Below are 14,962 nucleotides of genomic sequence, written 5' to 3'. Positions count from 1 at the left end.
TGTTAGGGGTACCGGGAGGGCCCCCCTTAAGCAGGAAGGCCGCCCTCAGCAGGAACGCCGCCTTCGCGGACCGGCGTCCAGCAGGGGGTGTGGACAGGGCACCGGCGGTGTGCGTGTGCTTTCTTCTGCACCCGCCCGGCTCGGAGCACCCTCACCACCCACCGCAGCCGGCGCCGGAAGACCAGCAAAGCAAGCGCGCCGATAGCTGCTGACTCCGGCCAGCGGGGCGCAGGCCACTTGTCGGGCACGGGCGCATACCCACCCCTGGACAAGCCCGCGTCCCGCTCGAAATGGTTGCGCGAGTCGGGCAACAGCGCGTCGTCAATGAAGTACGCAACGGGAAACGCGAAGGGGCCGGCAAGAAGGTTCGCCATTGCCCATTGGTCCACATGGCGTGACTCGTGGTAGCCGAACTCTTCCTCTTCGGCCCGGGCTTGGGAGGTGTTGGGTCCATACCTGACGTACAGCCGATCGCCGATGCCCGCGGTGGGACCTGTGATCAGAATTCTCTTCTGCGTCCTATCCACCGCGGGGAAGGCAAGATGTTCTGCTCGATGTAGCGCAGTTCCTCCGCCACTTCCCGCGTGTTGTAGCTGCCTACCCCGTACTGGGCTTCATTTACCGACTCGACATGCGCGTCAGCACGATGATCACACTGTTGATCCGTCCCCATGCCCATCGTTCCGTCTGGCGACTGCGTCATGAGTATCCGCGACAACGATCCCCGTGTTCTCCGCCGGTGCCTCGCAGGCGCACCACGGGTTGGACGACTTCGACGCCTCGAGGACGTCCGGCCCGTCAACCAGGTGCTAGGCAGCCAACTGCCGGCGGGCATGGTCTCGGTGAAAATCAGGAGGAATCCCATCAGGGCCAGGACCAGCAGGGCGGCCCAAGGAAAGCGCCCGGCCGGGACGGAAGGATCGTTTGCCGGGGCCGAATTCTCTGTTTCTTCGATGATGCTGATGTATTTGTGGGGCAGGGCGTCGATGCGCGCTTCGCGGGCGCCGTCCTCAAAGGTTGCTCGAGTCACAACGGTTCGTTCTTTTGTGGAGAATGTTCAGAGCAGCCGCGTCATCCCGCTCAGTTAGCGGGAGCCAGCCTGGCGGTAAAACCGCTGGTTTGATCCCGGATCGCCGCGAGGTCATCGAACGATCCGATCCGCACAATTCCGCGGGAATACCCGACGCTTTCGTAATAGAGGACGAGGGCCCGGTCGGGCGCGTAGTAGCCGATGGTCAGTGGTTCTGCGCTGTCGCCTGCGGGCACGCCGTCGAGCGAAAGCGCCTCCGGCAGCTCTGCGATCTTTTCCTGGCCGCCGTAGTCCCTGAAGGAGAGCGTCAAAGGAAGCTGCTCGATCAGGGAGCGAGCAGCTGCGTTGCTGGACAGGGTACCTGTCACGGTCCCGCCATCGATGTCGATGGTGATCGGAGTGCTATCTGCCGCAGCCGCAGAGGACGGGACAGGTGGCTGCGGCGACGACCCAACGGCCGCCGTCGAAGATGTTTCCGGCGGCGAGGAAGGCTGCTCAGTGGTGGAGTCCGTGTCGTTTGAAGGGGTGCTGCACCCGGCGAGGGACAATGCCAGCGCGATGATGGCAGCCAAGGTGGGTTTTTGCAGGCGCATGGGAGGTGGTTCCCCTTCAGTCAGGAAAAGTTTGTCCATTCCAGCAAAGCAGTTGGCAAGGCTGGGTGGGAGCCCCTGGTGTTAGTGGTACCGGGAGGGACCCCTAGGCCGTATAGCCTCCGTCAACCGGAAGGGCAACGCCGGTGACATAGCTGGCGGCATCGCTGCAGAGCCACAGGACAGCTGCGGCTACTTCCTCGGGCAGTCCGAGCCTGCCCAGCGGGATGGACGGAATCGCGGTTTCCGGATCCAGCTCTCCCCCAGCGGTCATCCTGGCAACCATCGGCGTTTCGATCGTCCCGGGGCATACAGCGTTGACCCGCACTCCGAGCGGCGCGTACTGCAGCGCGACGCTCTTGGACTGTCCGATCACCCCGTGTTTGGTCGCGTGGTAGGTGGCCCGGCCGCTGCCTCCAACGAGCCCTCCGAGCGACGAACAGTTCACTATGGCGCCGGATCCCTGCTTCCGCATCTGCACCAACTCGTGCTTCATTGACGCCCACACGCCGCGCAGGTTGACCGCGACGATCCTGTCGAACGCTTCGGCCGTCTCCTCTGCAGAGTCCACCGGCGGAAGCATGATCCCCGCGTTGTTGAACGCCATGTCGAGCCTGCCGAATGCTTCCACTGTGCGGGCGACGGCCATTTGCACCACCGCTTCGTCGGAGACATCACATTGAATGGCGAGGGCACGGTGGCCTGCGGCATTGAGTTCAGCCGCGAACCGCTCGGCCGCGCCGCCGTCGAGATCAACAATCGCAACGGCGGCCCCGACCTCGGCGAACGCCCGCGCTGTTGCTGCGCCCATCCCCGCGCTCCCGCCCGTGACGAAGGCAACCTTGCCGTTGAAGTCATAGCTGACCATGTTCATAGTTCTTTCCTATCCATCTGCAACCGTTGCCCAACCCTGCGGTTGAGCCTCGTGAAACTCAGTCGAGTGGTGTCACGAAAGTACGGAAGTCCGTTCCCCCGCTGTAGATCCGCCAGAGCGTTTCGGACAGGGCGGTCGGTTCGTGCGCCGGGTCGCCTCCGCCGATGCCCAACGGGATAATGAGCTGCGCTACGTGGATACCTTCCGGCGCCAGGGCGTCGTGGAGCATCTGGGCGTACGCGGATTCCGCGCCGAAGGCGGCGGAAGTGCCGGCGTAGTTGTGGTTGGGCCGGACGGCGCTGGAGCCGTTGATAAACAGGGCGGTTCCGCGCCCCAGGGCACGCATGCCGGGAAGTACCGCGTTCATGGCAGCGGCAGCGCCAAGCGCGGAGAATTCAAGCGCCGAGCGCAGCTCTTCGGACGTTGTCTCAAGAACAGGCCGGAGATAGTCCCTGGACGGCACGGGGCTGTACTGGAGGATTTCGATAGGCCCCAACTCCTCGGCTGCCCGGGCAAGGGCGGTGTTGAGCACTTCCTGGTCACGGACGTCCGTGGCGTACCCGCGGGCGGTGATCCCGCCGCTGGCCAGTTCGGCGGCGAGTGCGTCTACGTGTTCCTGTGCACGGGAGAGGAGGGCAACGTTGAAGCCCTCGGCTCCGAAACGGCGGGCAGAGGCAAGACCCAAGCCAGGCCCCGCACCGATAATTGCGATGGTGGTTTTCACGTGTTCTCTTTCCTGGAGGTACATGGGCACGGTGCGCCCGGTGAGCCGGGCTGGCACGTCAGCTCTCTGGCCGGGACCTTCCAGGTTCAGCCTGGAAGGCATTCCCATACTCGCTGGCCGCCCACGAGGCGAGCAGCTGCATGCGCTCAGCCGACGGCGACCCGGGCTCTGCTGTGTATATCGTGAGCGTCAGTCCCGGCTCGGCGGCCATCTCCAACCCCTCGAACGCCAGGGTCATCTCACCCACGATGGGATGGTTGAAGGTCTTAAACCCGGTGCCGTGATGACGGACGTTATGCTCACCCCAAAGCTTGCGGAACTCCTCGCTGCGGGTTCCCAGCTCACCAATAAGGTCATGGAGCTCTTTGTTGCGCGGATCCCGGCCAGCCTCCGTCCGCAGGATCGAAACAGTCACCTCCGCGAAGGCATCCCAATCCGGGTAGAACCGGCGGGCCCGTTCATCCAGGAACGTAAACCGGGCGATGTTCGGTCGCTGGCCGGGCATGTCATAGCAGTCCTTATAGAACGCCCGCATCAAGGGATTGCCGGCCAGCAGATCCATCCGGCCGTTACGAACGAACGCGGGACCGGCCGTGACCGCATCAAGGGCCCACTGCAGGCTCTGGTGCGGCACATAGGACTTCGAGCTCCGCCGCCGCGGCGGCCGCGCGGCCGGGCTGGCCGCTTGCGCAAGGTCGAACAGGTGCGCCCGCTCGGCGTCGTCCAGGCGCAAAGCCCTGGCGATGCTCTCCAGCACCTGGCTAGAGGCGCCGCTGATCGCGCCGCGCTCCCGGCGGGTGTAATACTCCACGCTCAAACCGGCAAGGATTGCTACTTCGCTACGGCGCAGACCCTTAACACGCCTGTTCGACCCCGCAGGAAGGCCAACCTGCTCCGGGGAAACCTGGGCACGCCGCGAAACGAGGAATTCGCGTACTTCCGCTCGATTGTCCATGCCGTCCACGCTAGGCCAACCCCCGGGCAAGAGGGAGTCCCTTCCAGGACCTCTCATAGCGTGCCCCCTCAGAACGAGCTCAGGGCGAGCCTGCCCCCTCCTTCAGAAAATGCTGGTCCCACGGGACCAATACAATGCTCCCGGCGTGGGGAGCGTTCGCTCGGCGATCCCATTAACGTGTCGACGGACTAACGTCTACAGACGCTGCTAACAAATGGAGCATTGGCTTTGAGGTTTGGTCATCGGATAGTGCCGGCCATCCGAAGAGGGAAGCAGGGTTTGTTGTCATCATCCTTTGGAGAAGATCTTCTCCTACCAGGTCTTGTGCCCAGGCCAGGACTTCCGTGAATGTATGTTCTTCATGCCTGGTGAACGGCCAGTCGCTGCCAAAAACGAGCCTTTCTGCGCAACTTTCCCGCTGCACGAGTTCCGCGAACATCATTTCGGCCTGTTGGCGAGGGGACCGGTACGGGCCCGAAACTTTGACCCAGACATGTTCGAGAAGGGCGAGTTCAAGCACCATGTTGGTGGCGTCGGGATGTTCAGGTTGCGGAAGTCCCAGGTGGTCTATGACCAGTTTCCCGGGCCAGGCTCGAAGGGCCGGGGCGAGGTGGAGCCACTGCTGCCCGGAAGCCTGAATTTCCAGGTGCCATCCATGCTTTGCCATCGCGGCAGCTGCGGATTGCCATGCTGGATTCACGAGGTCCGGAAGCGGCTGGCCTATCAGATTTAGCCGGACACCGCGGATCCCTGCCCCGTGTAGGTTTTCCACTCTCCCTTCGGAGAGTTCGGAGCGGAGGTTTCCGGGTGACACCACGATGACTCCGCGAAGCCGGTCCGGTGCGGCCACGAGGGCGGACAGGAGGTAGCTGTTATCCGATCCCAGAAAGCTCGGTTGAACAAGAACGCCCCGATCCACATCGTGGGCGCTCAGCACGTCAAGGTACTGATCCAGGGTGGCCGCGTAATCCGGTACGTACCTGGCATCAGCCACGGGCGTAAGGGTTGGCTCAAAGATGTGCGCGTGGGTGTCAATCGCGCCGGGTGGCAGTCGAAGCATGCGATAACCATAACCCAAACCAGTAAACCTTTACAGGACTAGACCTATATAGGAATTTGCTCTACGCTGTGAGGCATGACACAAGCTTCCAGCTCCCCGGCGTTGGCCCAGACTGATCAGCGGCTTCCGCTTCACGCCCGGGTCAAGGACGACCTGATCCGGCGCGTCCGGGCAAACGAATGGGCCAGCACAACACCGCTGCCCCCCGAGTCTGCCTTGGCTGCGGAGTACGGCATCTCAGTGGGAACGCTGCGGCGCGTCCTTGCAGAGCTCGCCGCTGACGGGATCCTGGAACGCCACCAGGGACGCGGCACGTATGTTCGCCGTGCTACATTCCAGCACTCCCTGTTCCGCTTCTTCCGGATGCAGGAAGGGACCGGACAGACCCCCGGCAGCCGCATCCTAGAACGGAACACGCAGGACGCGCCCACCCACGTCGCCGCCGCGCTGAACATCCAGGATAATTCCCCGGTATTGCACCTGCACCGTCTTCGTTTATGGCAGGACACCCCTTTCCTGCTCGAAGACATCTGGCTCCCGCTGCCGCAATTTCAGCCGATCGCTGACGTTAACCTCCATAAGCTCGGCAGCCTGCTGTATCCGGAATACGAAAACCGGATCGGCCTCATCATCGGCTCCGCAACCGAAGAACTTTCGGTCACCCAGGCAACCGACGGCCAGGCCGTACTCCTGAACTGCAAAAGCGGGGACCCCCTCGTCAAAATCAACCGAACCGCACGCACCCACACCGGCGACGTCGCCGAGTACCGCGAGTCCTACGGGCTGGCATCATCATTCCGATACCAAGTGGAGATCAACTAAGCCATGCAAGAACTCGTGGCCGTATCCGGCCTTGTCCTCATCTTCGGCCTCTCAATGTGGCGCAAAATCAACATGGGCGCCGTCGCCCTGGTTGTCGCCTTCCTCCTCGGCGTCGTGTACTTCGGCCAGACGGCATCCGGAATCGCCTCCGGATTCCCAGGCAGCCTCCTCATCACACTCTTGGGCGTGACCTACCTCTTCGGCATGGCCCGGGCCAACGGCACCATCGACCAAATCGTCGGAGGCGCGGTGGGAGCTGTTCGGGGACGGGTTGCCCTGGTCCCCTGGGTATTCTTCATCCTCGCCGCAATCATCACCGGATCCGGGGCGCTCTCCGCAGCCACCAACGCCATCCTCATCCCCGTCGGCCTTGCCTTCGCCCAGCGATACAGGATCAACCCACTGCTCGTGGGCCTGTGCATCATCAACGGCACCAACGCCGGCGGTTTCTCCCCCATCGCCGTCTACTACAACATCGTGGACGGCGTCCTGGACAAAGTCGGCATCTCAGTCGACGCAGGCCAGCTCTTCCTCTGGACATTCATCGCCAACGTGGTCATCAACGCCGTCGCGTTCATCCTCCTCGGAGGACCCGAGCTGATGCGCCGCGGACGCGAAGAAGAGACCGCTGACCCCACCACCTCCTACCTCGGCGGCGGCACCGCAACCATCACGAAAACCGAAACCTGGACCGGCCAGAAAATAGTCACCCTGGTACTGATGGTCAGCATCCTTGTCGGCGCCCTGGGCTTCAAGCTCGACGTCGGATTCCTCGCCCTCGCCGCCGCCGTGACCCTGTCGGCCCTCTACCCGCAGCACTCCAAGGAAGCCCTCGGCCACATCGGCTGGAACGTCATCCTCCTGATCGGCGGAATCGTCACTTACATCAGCATGCTCGAAACCGCAGGCATCATCAAAGAACTCGCCAACTCCGTCGCCGGCATCGGCACACCCCTTCTCGCCGCACTCATGATGCTGGTCGTGGCAGGCGTGGTATCGGCCTTCGCCTCCACCAACGCCATGTTCGTCGTGCTCGTCCCGCTGGCAGCACCCCTGCTCACTACCGGCTCCATCGGCGTTCTGGGCTTCGTAATCGCCCTCTGCATCGCCGCGTCCGCCGTCGATTCCAGCCCCTTCTCCACCGGCGGCGCACTCGTCGTCGCCAACACCGAAGAAGAAAAACGCGAAAAGACCTTCCGCGGCATGATGATCTGGGGCATGTCCATGATCGTCGCAGCACCCCTGCTGGCCTGGCTCCTATTCGTCGTAATCTAACCCACCGCCAAGAGAAGGCGGGTTGAACTCTCAGCCCGCCTTCTCGCTTGTCCCCGAAAGCTCCCACCAACGACGTGAGTATCAGCCCGCTGCTCCGTCCGGTCAGCACAATGAAGGATGGCCATGCGAGCCCAACAAACAGAACCGGTCCCCAACTGGACACGACTACAACGTGGCGACTAGATAGATGTCTACGAGAACGGGAAACTCGTGGCGTCACGAATCGTCGACATGGTCGCCTTGGACGGCAGCGTCTTCTGGTTCACCCCGAACGGGACAGGCACCCGCAGACTGTTCCTCCACGCCGACAAACTCCACGTCCAAAAGCGCGTACGCATGTAGTACACGCCAACCGGACGTCAGGCAACGGTCTCAGCCCGTCGCTGGGCTCCGTTTCTTCTTTTCTGGCATTGTCGCCAGAAACCCGACGGATCCAAACCCGACACCGGACACGGCCGGCTACTGCCCTCCAATAAAGCAGACGTAAGTGTGGACACTGTCCACACCCCCTTTGGCAGGACAAACGGTGAGCTCCCAGCGCTCGAAACGACCAGGAGGAGCTTTCCAAGCAAGTTCAGCACCCAAAGTCGCTCAGGTCAGGTAGTACCCGCTACCCGGAACCATGAATAGGTGTTGGCCACCCTCGACCAACCCGTCAGAACCGAAACGAGGTACCGAAAGAACCCACAACACCAGCAGGTGGAAGGCCCACTAGCCAGGGACTTGAACCGCCACCCCACACACCTGAACAGGACCGGCGGCGGCCAGGCCCCAGCCCGCAAACGAACCCGTCAGAGCGACGCGACCGGCCCTCGGCCCGGGCCCGGCCCAGCAACACGTAAAACGTCTTACGGGAGATGCCATGCTCGGCGCAGAACGACGTCACGGCAGCACGCGGCGGATCATCCGGCCACGGCGAGATCGCTAAACGGACACGAGGATCAACAGGCTCAACTCCCACTCATCCATCCATTAGAACGGTAGAAGTGTCACCACCAAGAATCTCGGAACTGTCACCGATGTCCTGATGCAGAACTGCCACCCATGTCCGGAGACATAACATCTTGCCCCTATTGCTGCCGGTCAGAAGCCAGCCCTTCACCCTGAGGACCGGCGAAGACGGTGAGGCCTTGTCTGGCTCCGACCGGGTCCGCCTGCATACCAACAGGTAGTGCCGGGCCGTCCACTTCTATATATCTTCGGCGTCCCCTCGCGCCAACCTCTGGAGCAGCCCCCACGATCGGACACCCCTTGGGGTGCCGTTGCCGATGACCCACTCGTAACGGCCCTTCGGTCACCAGCGAGCCATTCCTGGGGCGGTGTTACGGGCCTCCCGATCCAAAGGTTACTGCGTTAGGTCCTTGCCCTTGGTTTCCGGGAGCTTCCAGGCCACCACGGTGGAGATGATTAACAGGGCAACCACGTAAATCGTGAAGGCTGAGGGCCCGAAGGCGGCGTTGGACCAGCTCTGCAGGTACGGTGCGGTACCGCCGAAGATGGCCACGGCTACCGCGTACGGCACCGCCACACCTACGGTGCGGATCCGGGTGGGGAATAGTTCAGCGAAGACTGCCGGGGTAACGGCCAGCGTGGCTCCCATCAGCACCAGGATGAGTGTGGCCGGGAGGAAGAGGGACCAGAAGCTCTGGCCCACCGTGTTGACGAGCAACGGGAACAGCACAATGGGAGTGCCGGTGCCGATCATCATGCTGGCGCGGCGGCCGAAGCGGTCGGAGAACCTGCCCCAGAAGGGCAGGGAGATGATCAGGACCACGTTGCTGAGGACGCTTGCCAGCAGCGCAGAGCCCTGGTCCATCTTGTGGATCAGGACGGCCTGCTGGACTGCGCTCACCGACCACACGTAGTAGCAGACGGTGGCGCCGATGCCCAGGCCGATAACACGGAGGGCCGAGCGCCAGTTCCGGCGGATTTCGGGCCAGATGGGCGCGCGGACAGTGGCCTTGGCGGCCGTGAACGCTTCGGTCTCCTTCATCCGGGAGCGCGCGATGAGGGTGTAAAGGCCCAGCACTGCGCCAATGATGAAGGGGACGCGCCAGCCCCAAGCCTGCATGTCCTGCTTGCTCAGTACCAGGTTGAGGAGGTAGCCGAAAAGCAGGCCGATAACGATGCCGGATGTCCCGGAAACATAGATCAGCGAGGACCACAGGCCGCGGCGCGCCGCGGGCGCCGACTCCGCGATGTACGTCTGGGCGGACGGCATTTCGCCGCCGTGCGCCAGGCCCTGCAGCAGGCGGGCCGTCAGAAGCACCACGGCGGCCCAGGCTCCGGCGGCACTGTATGTGGGAACCAGACCGATCATCAGGGAACCGAGGGATGCCAGGCCCACCGTGGAGATCATGGAGGCGCGGCGGCCCAGGTGGTCCGCCAGCCAGCCGAACACTAAGCCGCCCACCGGCCGGGCGACGAATCCGACGGCGAACACGGCCATCGCGCCGAGGAGCGCGGCCAGCGGGTCCCTGGGGTTGAACACCTCGGTGGCAAAGTAGATGGCGAAGGCTGAGTAAATCCCCCAGTCGTACCATTCCAAGGCGTTGCCCATACCGGTGGCGATAAGGGTCTGCCGCTGCTCTTTCGTTGCTCTGGTGTGCGCAACAGCGACGGGGTTCAGGTGGGCCGAAACCTCGGCCACCTGATCGTGGGCGCGGGTAGCTGAATCGTGGGTCATGGGGTTTCCTTGGGTGGGAGCCGGGAGGCCTGGTTAGGCGGCGGCGAGCTGGGCCAGCCGCGCGACGGCAAGCTGGGTGTAGAGAGCGGTTCCGTCCACGAGCACGCTGTCGTCGAACGTGGCGCGGGGTGAATGGTTGAAGGCTGCGTCCGGGCCGCCACCAAGCGGGGTGGCGTCCAGGCAGATGAAGCTGCCCGGTACCCGGGCCAGGACGTCGGCGAAGTCCTCGGACCCGCCTAGCGGGGCGGGCAGGCTGTGGTGGCGTTCGGCGCCGAAGAGCTCATGGATCTGCTCAGCAGCGAAGGCCGTGTGGGCCGCGTCAGTGACTGTGACGCGTCCGCCCACGTGGTAGTTGATGTCCACTTCCAGCCCGTGGGCTGATGCGATGCCCTTGAGCAGGCGCGGGATGGCGGTCTGCATCTTGGTGCGGGCTTCGTCCGAGTACATCCGCAGGCTGGCACCGAATTCGGCCATGTCCGGGATGACGTTGATGGCCTCTCCCGCCTTGACCATGCCCACGGAAACCACCACAGGATCGTGGGCGTTGAACTGTCTCGTGACCATGTTCTGGAGGCCCAGGATCATTTCGGCCATCACCGGGACGGGATCCTTTGCCTGATGCGGCGCCGAGCCGTGGCCGCCCCGGCCGATGACCTTCACGAAGAGCGCATCCGCGGCGGACATCATAACGCCGGCCTTGGTTTCGAACCGGCCGGTGTTGCCGCCGGCGCTGAACACGTGCAGCCCGTAGGCGGCGTCGGCCTGGCGACCGGACAGCTCCAGGATGCCTTCCTCGATCATCATCGGGGCGCCGGCCAGCTGTTCCTCCGCCGGCTGGAACATCAGGACGACGTCGCCGGCCAGCTGGTGCCGCCGCTCGGCCAGCAGCCGCGCAGCGCCCACCAGCATGGACGTGTGCAGATCGTGGCCGCAGGCATGCATCCGGTTCGGCGTCATGGACGCGAAGCCGACGCCGGTTTCCTCCTGCAGCGGCAAGGCATCCATATCGGCGCGGAGCAGGACAGTGGGGCGGTCGACGGCGGACGGGTCACCGGCGGTGCCCCGCAAAACCGCGCCCACGGACGTGAGGCCCTTGCCCAGCGTGATCTCGAGGGGCAGGTCGGACATTGCCTCCAGCACCTTCTCCTGGGTGCGGGGCAGGTCCAGGCCCAGTTCGGGGTGGCGGTGCAGGTCGTGGCGCAACTGGACGACTTCGCCGTGGAGTTCGCGGGCGTCTTCAAGAATTCGGGCGACGGACACGGAGTGTTCCCTTCGGATGTACGGTTTGTCCACTAAACAGTGGTTTTTGCTTCCTTCGAGTATGTGAGCCGCGATACCTGCCGTCCATGACCTATTTCGCAAGAATTGCATGCCGTTCCGGCATGAAGCGGGCCGGGCGAGGTAGAACGTCAGTCCAGCGAGAACTCGGGCGATCCGGGAACGGACGCCAGGAGGTTGCGTGTGTACTCATGATGCGGGTCGCGGTACACGGCATCGATGGTGCCCTGTTCCACGATGCGGCCCTGGAACATCACCACCACGTCGTCACAGAGTTCCTGCACTACGGCCAGGTTGTGCGAGATGAACAGCATGGCGCTGTCCACGGTGCCGCGCATTCCCTGCAGCAGCCGGATGATGTCCGCCTGGACGGAGACATCAAGCGCCGACGTGATCTCGTCGGCAATGACCAGCTTTGGCTCCAGCATCAGCGCGCGGGCGATGGCGATCCGTTGCCGCTGGCCGCCGGAGAACTCATGCGGGTACTTGTCCGCCGCGGAGGGGTCCAGTTTGACGCGCTCCAGTGCAGCGGCGATAGCGTCCCGGTGCCTGACGGGGTCGGCTCTCCGCGGGTCCAGGGCCTCGGCCAGCGTCTGGCCCGTGGTGCGCCGCGGGCTGAGCGAGGAGTACGGGTCCTGGGGAATGTACTGGACTTCCCGACGCATCCGCTGGCGGGCTTCGCCGTGCACTGTGGTGAAGTCCTTGTTTCCGATGAGCACTTCACCGCTGGTGGGCCGGTTGATTCCCACCAGCGTCTTGCCCAGCGTGGACTTCCCGGACCCGGACTCGCCCACCAGGCCAACCACCCGCCCCGCCGGAACGGCCAGGGTGACGTCCTTGAGGACATGGGCGGAGCCAAAGCTGACGTTCAGCTTCCGTACTGCTGCGGCGGGAGCGCCCGCGCGGGCTCCGACCTCAGCGACGGCAACGTTGGTGTGTGGATTCATGGTGTGTCAGCTCCTGCGGTGGCCGGCATGCGGCCGAGATCCAGGACGGGGATCGCGGCCAGCAGTGCCTTGGTGTAAGGGTGGTGGACATCCCGTGCAGCCAGCTGTCCGGACGTCAGCCGTTCGACGATTTCGCCGGATTTCATCACCAGGATGGTGTCGCAGAGCGCCTCCACCACACCCAGGTCATGCGAGATGAACAGCATGGCCGTCCCCTCCTCGCGGTGGATGCGCCGGAACTGGCGCAGAACTTCCGCCTGCACGGTGACGTCCAAAGCCGTCGTCGGCTCATCCGCCACGATCAGGGTCGGTGAGGTGACGATGGACGCGGCAATCATGGCCCGTTGGCGCATGCCGCCGGAGAGCTCGTGCGGGTGCTGGCGGAGCCGCTTGGCCGGCTCGGTGATGTTGACGGCGGCGAGCGCCTCAGTGATGACCTTCCGGGCCTTGGCGCCGCCCATGCCCAGATGGGTGCGCAGGACCTCGGTTAGCTGGGACCCCATGCGCAGGGACGGGTTGAACGTAGTGCCGGGGTCCTGGTAGACGATGCTGATCTCCTTGGCCAGCCGTGACTGGTTGGGTTCGGCCAGCATGTTCATATCGGCTACCCGCAGCAGGTCCGCGCCGACGGCGAGGTCCTCCGAGGGCAGGCCGGCAATGGCCATTGCCGTCAGGGATTTCCCCGAGCCGGACTCCCCCACCAGCGCCACTACCTCGCCGGTGTGGATGGTGAAGGAGATGCCCTTGACCAGGTCCTGGCGGCCCGGGATGCTGATCCGGAGGTTTTCCACGCGCACCAGCGCTTCGTCCGCGGCCGGGACGGTCACGGTGCGGTTGCGCTGCAGGACCCGGGGCAAGAACCTTCGCTTGGCCCGGGGGTCGGCATGGGAGGCCAGTGCGTCGCCGATCAGCATGACTGACAGGCCGGACAGCGCGATCATGATGGACGGTCCCACGGCTTCCAACGGCTGGGTGTACAGCGCGCCCAGGCTGTCGTTCAGGAGCCGGCCGAAATCGTACTCCGGGGACTGCACGCCGAGCCCGATGAAGGACAAGGCGGAGATTTCCACCAGGGACAGGGCAAACACCGTGCCGGATAGGATCAGCAGCGGCTCGGCCATGTTCGGCAGCATGTGCCGCACGGCGATGCGGACCGGGCTGACACCTAGGAGCCGGGCTGTGACCACATACTCGCTGCTGGACACGGAGGAGGCCAGGTTTGCCGTGATCCGGGCGAAGCCGGGTATCCCGGCGATCCCGATCGCGATGACCGCCGAGGAAACACCGGGTTCAAGCACCGCGGCGATCACCAGGGCGAAGATCAGGCTGGGGTAGGCCACTGCGGTTTCCAGTACCCGCAGGGACGCCTCCCGGACGCGCCGGCCGGATAACCAGATGCCAAGGCCAATGACGACGCCGGCGAGCACCGTGATCGCGGCCGCCCCGGCGGTCATGAGCAGGGTCAGCCGGGTGGCCACGAGCGCGCGGGCCAGCAGGTCGCGGCCGAAGTCGTCGGTGCCCAGCCAGTGGGCGGCGCTGGGTGCCTGGGCTGCGTTGGGGGTCAGCTGCTCGGCTGCCTGCTTCAGCGTCAGCGGGGCAAGGGCGGCGACGAGGATCAGGGCGGTCATCAGCACTGCGCCGGTCACCATGGCTGGAGTCCAGAATTCCCGGCTCCTAAACCTAGACGTCATGGGTGGTTCCTCCGAGGTTGCGGGGATCGATGATGGCCAGGATGAAGTCCACCAGGATGATGATGAGAGTGGCCAGCAGCCCAAGGACCAGGATGATGCCCCGGATCACTGGGTAGTCGCGCTGCAGGATCGCGTTGACGATTCCCTGCCCCAGCCCGGGCCAGGCGAACACGGTTTCAATCACCACGGCGCCGCCCAGCTGCGCGGCCAGGATCAGGCCCGAGAGGGTCAGCGTAGTGGTCACCAGGTTCGGCAGGACGTAGCGGGCGTTGGTCCGCAGCACACTGAACCGCCAGCCGCGGGCCGTGCGGATGTAGTCCTTTTCAAGCACCGCCGCGGTTTCGCGCCGCACGATCCGCGAGATCACGCACGCGGGCCCCAGCATCAGGGCGGCAGTGGGCAGCACCAGCGAGTTCAAGGTTGCCGCACCGGCTGCCGGGAACCAGCGAAGGGTCACGGCAAACACCACCACCAAGAGGGTGGCCACCACGTACTGGGGAACGGAGTAGATCAGGCTGGTGACGAAGTTGAATCCGGTGTCCAGCCATCTGTTACGGCCGCCGCGGGTCAGGATTGCCACGGTCATTCCGAGCGGCACGGCAATGGCCAGGACCAGCGCGATGGCCAGGAGTGCGATCTCCGCGGTGAACGGGAACCGCGTGAAGATCAGGGCGGACACGCTTTCGCCGCTGATGAACGATGCACCCATGTCCAGGCGCAGGACGCCTGAAACGTAGTTCAGGAACTGGGTGAGGAGGGGCAGGTCGAGGCCCAGCTCCGCCCGGACGGCGGCGATTTGGTTGGGGCTGGCGCCTTCACCGGCGGCGATGACGGCCGGGTCCCCGGGGATCAGCGGGACAATCAGGAACGTCACGGTCACCAGGACGGCGAAGGAGAGCAGCAGCCCGGCGAGCCGGCGCAGCGAGAATCCCACCCACGGGTGGCGGAGGTAGCGGCTTCCCGCACTCCCGGCACCGGAGCCGGGAGTGCGGGAAGCTTCAGCAATGCTGGGAGCAGTCATGGGCTGTTG

14 protein-coding genes and 1 pseudogene are annotated in these 14,962 nt (G+C 64.4%); 3 read left to right on the top strand and 12 right to left on the bottom strand.

The features are described from left to right. Nucleotides 1-26 precede the first annotated feature (26 nt). From Q8Z05_RS17360 to Q8Z05_RS17335, 6 genes are all read right to left on the bottom strand, one after another. A complete protein-coding gene (locus Q8Z05_RS17360; RefSeq protein ID WP_305940820.1) occupies nt 27-527 on the bottom strand; it encodes a hypothetical protein in 501 nt (166 codons plus the stop codon). Nucleotides 528-1,080: 553 nt separating this feature from the next. Beyond that, nucleotides 1,081-1,623 (bottom strand): cyclophilin-like fold protein, encoded by a 543-nt coding sequence (locus Q8Z05_RS17355; RefSeq protein ID WP_305940819.1) that lies wholly within the window; start codon nt 1,621-1,623, stop codon nt 1,081-1,083. Nucleotides 1,624-1,726: 103 nt separating this feature from the next. After that, nucleotides 1,727-2,494, bottom strand: a complete 768-nt coding sequence (locus Q8Z05_RS17350; RefSeq protein ID WP_305940818.1) for a glucose 1-dehydrogenase — start codon at nt 2,492-2,494, stop codon at nt 1,727-1,729. A gap of 58 nt (nt 2,495-2,552) precedes the next feature. Then, complete coding sequence (locus Q8Z05_RS17345) at nt 2,553-3,218, bottom strand: SDR family NAD(P)-dependent oxidoreductase (RefSeq protein ID WP_305940817.1); 666 nt, start codon at nt 3,216-3,218, stop codon at nt 2,553-2,555. 58 nt (nt 3,219-3,276) lie between these two features. Further along, nucleotides 3,277-4,173: a helix-turn-helix transcriptional regulator gene (locus tag Q8Z05_RS17340; protein WP_305943608.1), complete on the bottom strand. Its 897-nt coding sequence runs from the start codon at nt 4,171-4,173 to the stop codon at nt 3,277-3,279. Nucleotides 4,174-4,345: 172 nt separating this feature from the next. Further along, nucleotides 4,346-5,233 (bottom strand): amidohydrolase family protein, encoded by an 888-nt coding sequence (locus Q8Z05_RS17335; RefSeq protein ID WP_305940816.1) that lies wholly within the window; start codon nt 5,231-5,233, stop codon nt 4,346-4,348. Between the two features lie 75 nt (nt 5,234-5,308). Here Q8Z05_RS17335 and Q8Z05_RS17330 point away from each other — a divergent pair, with 75 nt between their 5' ends. The 3 genes from Q8Z05_RS17330 to Q8Z05_RS17320 all read left to right on the top strand — a co-directional run bounded on the left by Q8Z05_RS17330 (nt 5,309) and on the right by Q8Z05_RS17320 (nt 7,672). Continuing rightward, a complete protein-coding gene (locus Q8Z05_RS17330) occupies nt 5,309-6,055 on the top strand; it encodes a GntR family transcriptional regulator (RefSeq protein ID WP_305940815.1) in 747 nt (248 codons plus the stop codon). A gap of 3 nt (nt 6,056-6,058) precedes the next feature. Next, nucleotides 6,059-7,330 carry an SLC13 family permease gene (locus Q8Z05_RS17325; RefSeq protein ID WP_305940814.1) on the top strand — a complete coding sequence of 424 codons (1,272 nt, stop codon included), beginning with the start codon at nt 6,059-6,061 and terminating at the stop codon, nt 7,328-7,330. 210 nt (nt 7,331-7,540) lie between these two features. Then, entirely contained in the window at nt 7,541-7,672 is a 132-nt protein-coding gene (locus Q8Z05_RS17320; RefSeq protein WP_305940813.1) for a hypothetical protein, read from the top strand. A gap of 466 nt (nt 7,673-8,138) precedes the next feature. Here the strand turns inward: Q8Z05_RS17320 and Q8Z05_RS21550 are convergent. The 6 genes and pseudogenes from Q8Z05_RS21550 to Q8Z05_RS17295 all read right to left on the bottom strand — a co-directional run. Then, nucleotides 8,139-8,291: pseudogene (locus tag Q8Z05_RS21550) on the bottom strand (IS481 family transposase); the annotation flags it as partial. Nucleotides 8,292-8,675: 384 nt separating this feature from the next. Then, the gene (locus tag Q8Z05_RS17315; protein ID WP_305940812.1) at nt 8,676-10,016 is read right to left on the bottom strand and encodes an MFS transporter; all 1,341 of its coding nucleotides are present in this window, start codon (nt 10,014-10,016) and stop codon (nt 8,676-8,678) included. A 33-nt stretch (nt 10,017-10,049) separates the two neighbouring features. Next, complete coding sequence (locus Q8Z05_RS17310) at nt 10,050-11,276, bottom strand: M20 metallopeptidase family protein (RefSeq protein WP_305940811.1); 1,227 nt, start codon at nt 11,274-11,276, stop codon at nt 10,050-10,052. A gap of 149 nt (nt 11,277-11,425) precedes the next feature. Then, a complete protein-coding gene (locus Q8Z05_RS17305; RefSeq protein WP_305940810.1) occupies nt 11,426-12,241 on the bottom strand; it encodes an ABC transporter ATP-binding protein in 816 nt (271 codons plus the stop codon). Further along, nucleotides 12,238-13,932, bottom strand: a complete 1,695-nt coding sequence (locus Q8Z05_RS17300) for a dipeptide/oligopeptide/nickel ABC transporter permease/ATP-binding protein (RefSeq protein WP_305940809.1) — start codon at nt 13,930-13,932, stop codon at nt 12,238-12,240. The genes Q8Z05_RS17305 and Q8Z05_RS17300 overlap by 4 nt, the downstream gene beginning before the upstream one ends. Beyond that, a complete protein-coding gene (locus tag Q8Z05_RS17295; protein WP_305940808.1) occupies nt 13,922-14,953 on the bottom strand; it encodes an ABC transporter permease in 1,032 nt (343 codons plus the stop codon). Before Q8Z05_RS17295 ends, Q8Z05_RS17300 begins: the two co-directional genes overlap by 11 nt. Between the last annotated feature and the right edge of the window lie 9 nt (nt 14,954-14,962).

It is taken from the genome of Arthrobacter oryzae (genome assembly GCF_030718995.1).
Classification (GTDB): domain Bacteria; phylum Actinomycetota; class Actinomycetes; order Actinomycetales; family Micrococcaceae; genus Arthrobacter; species Arthrobacter oryzae_C.
This window is presented reverse-complemented; position numbering and strand designations above follow the sequence as displayed.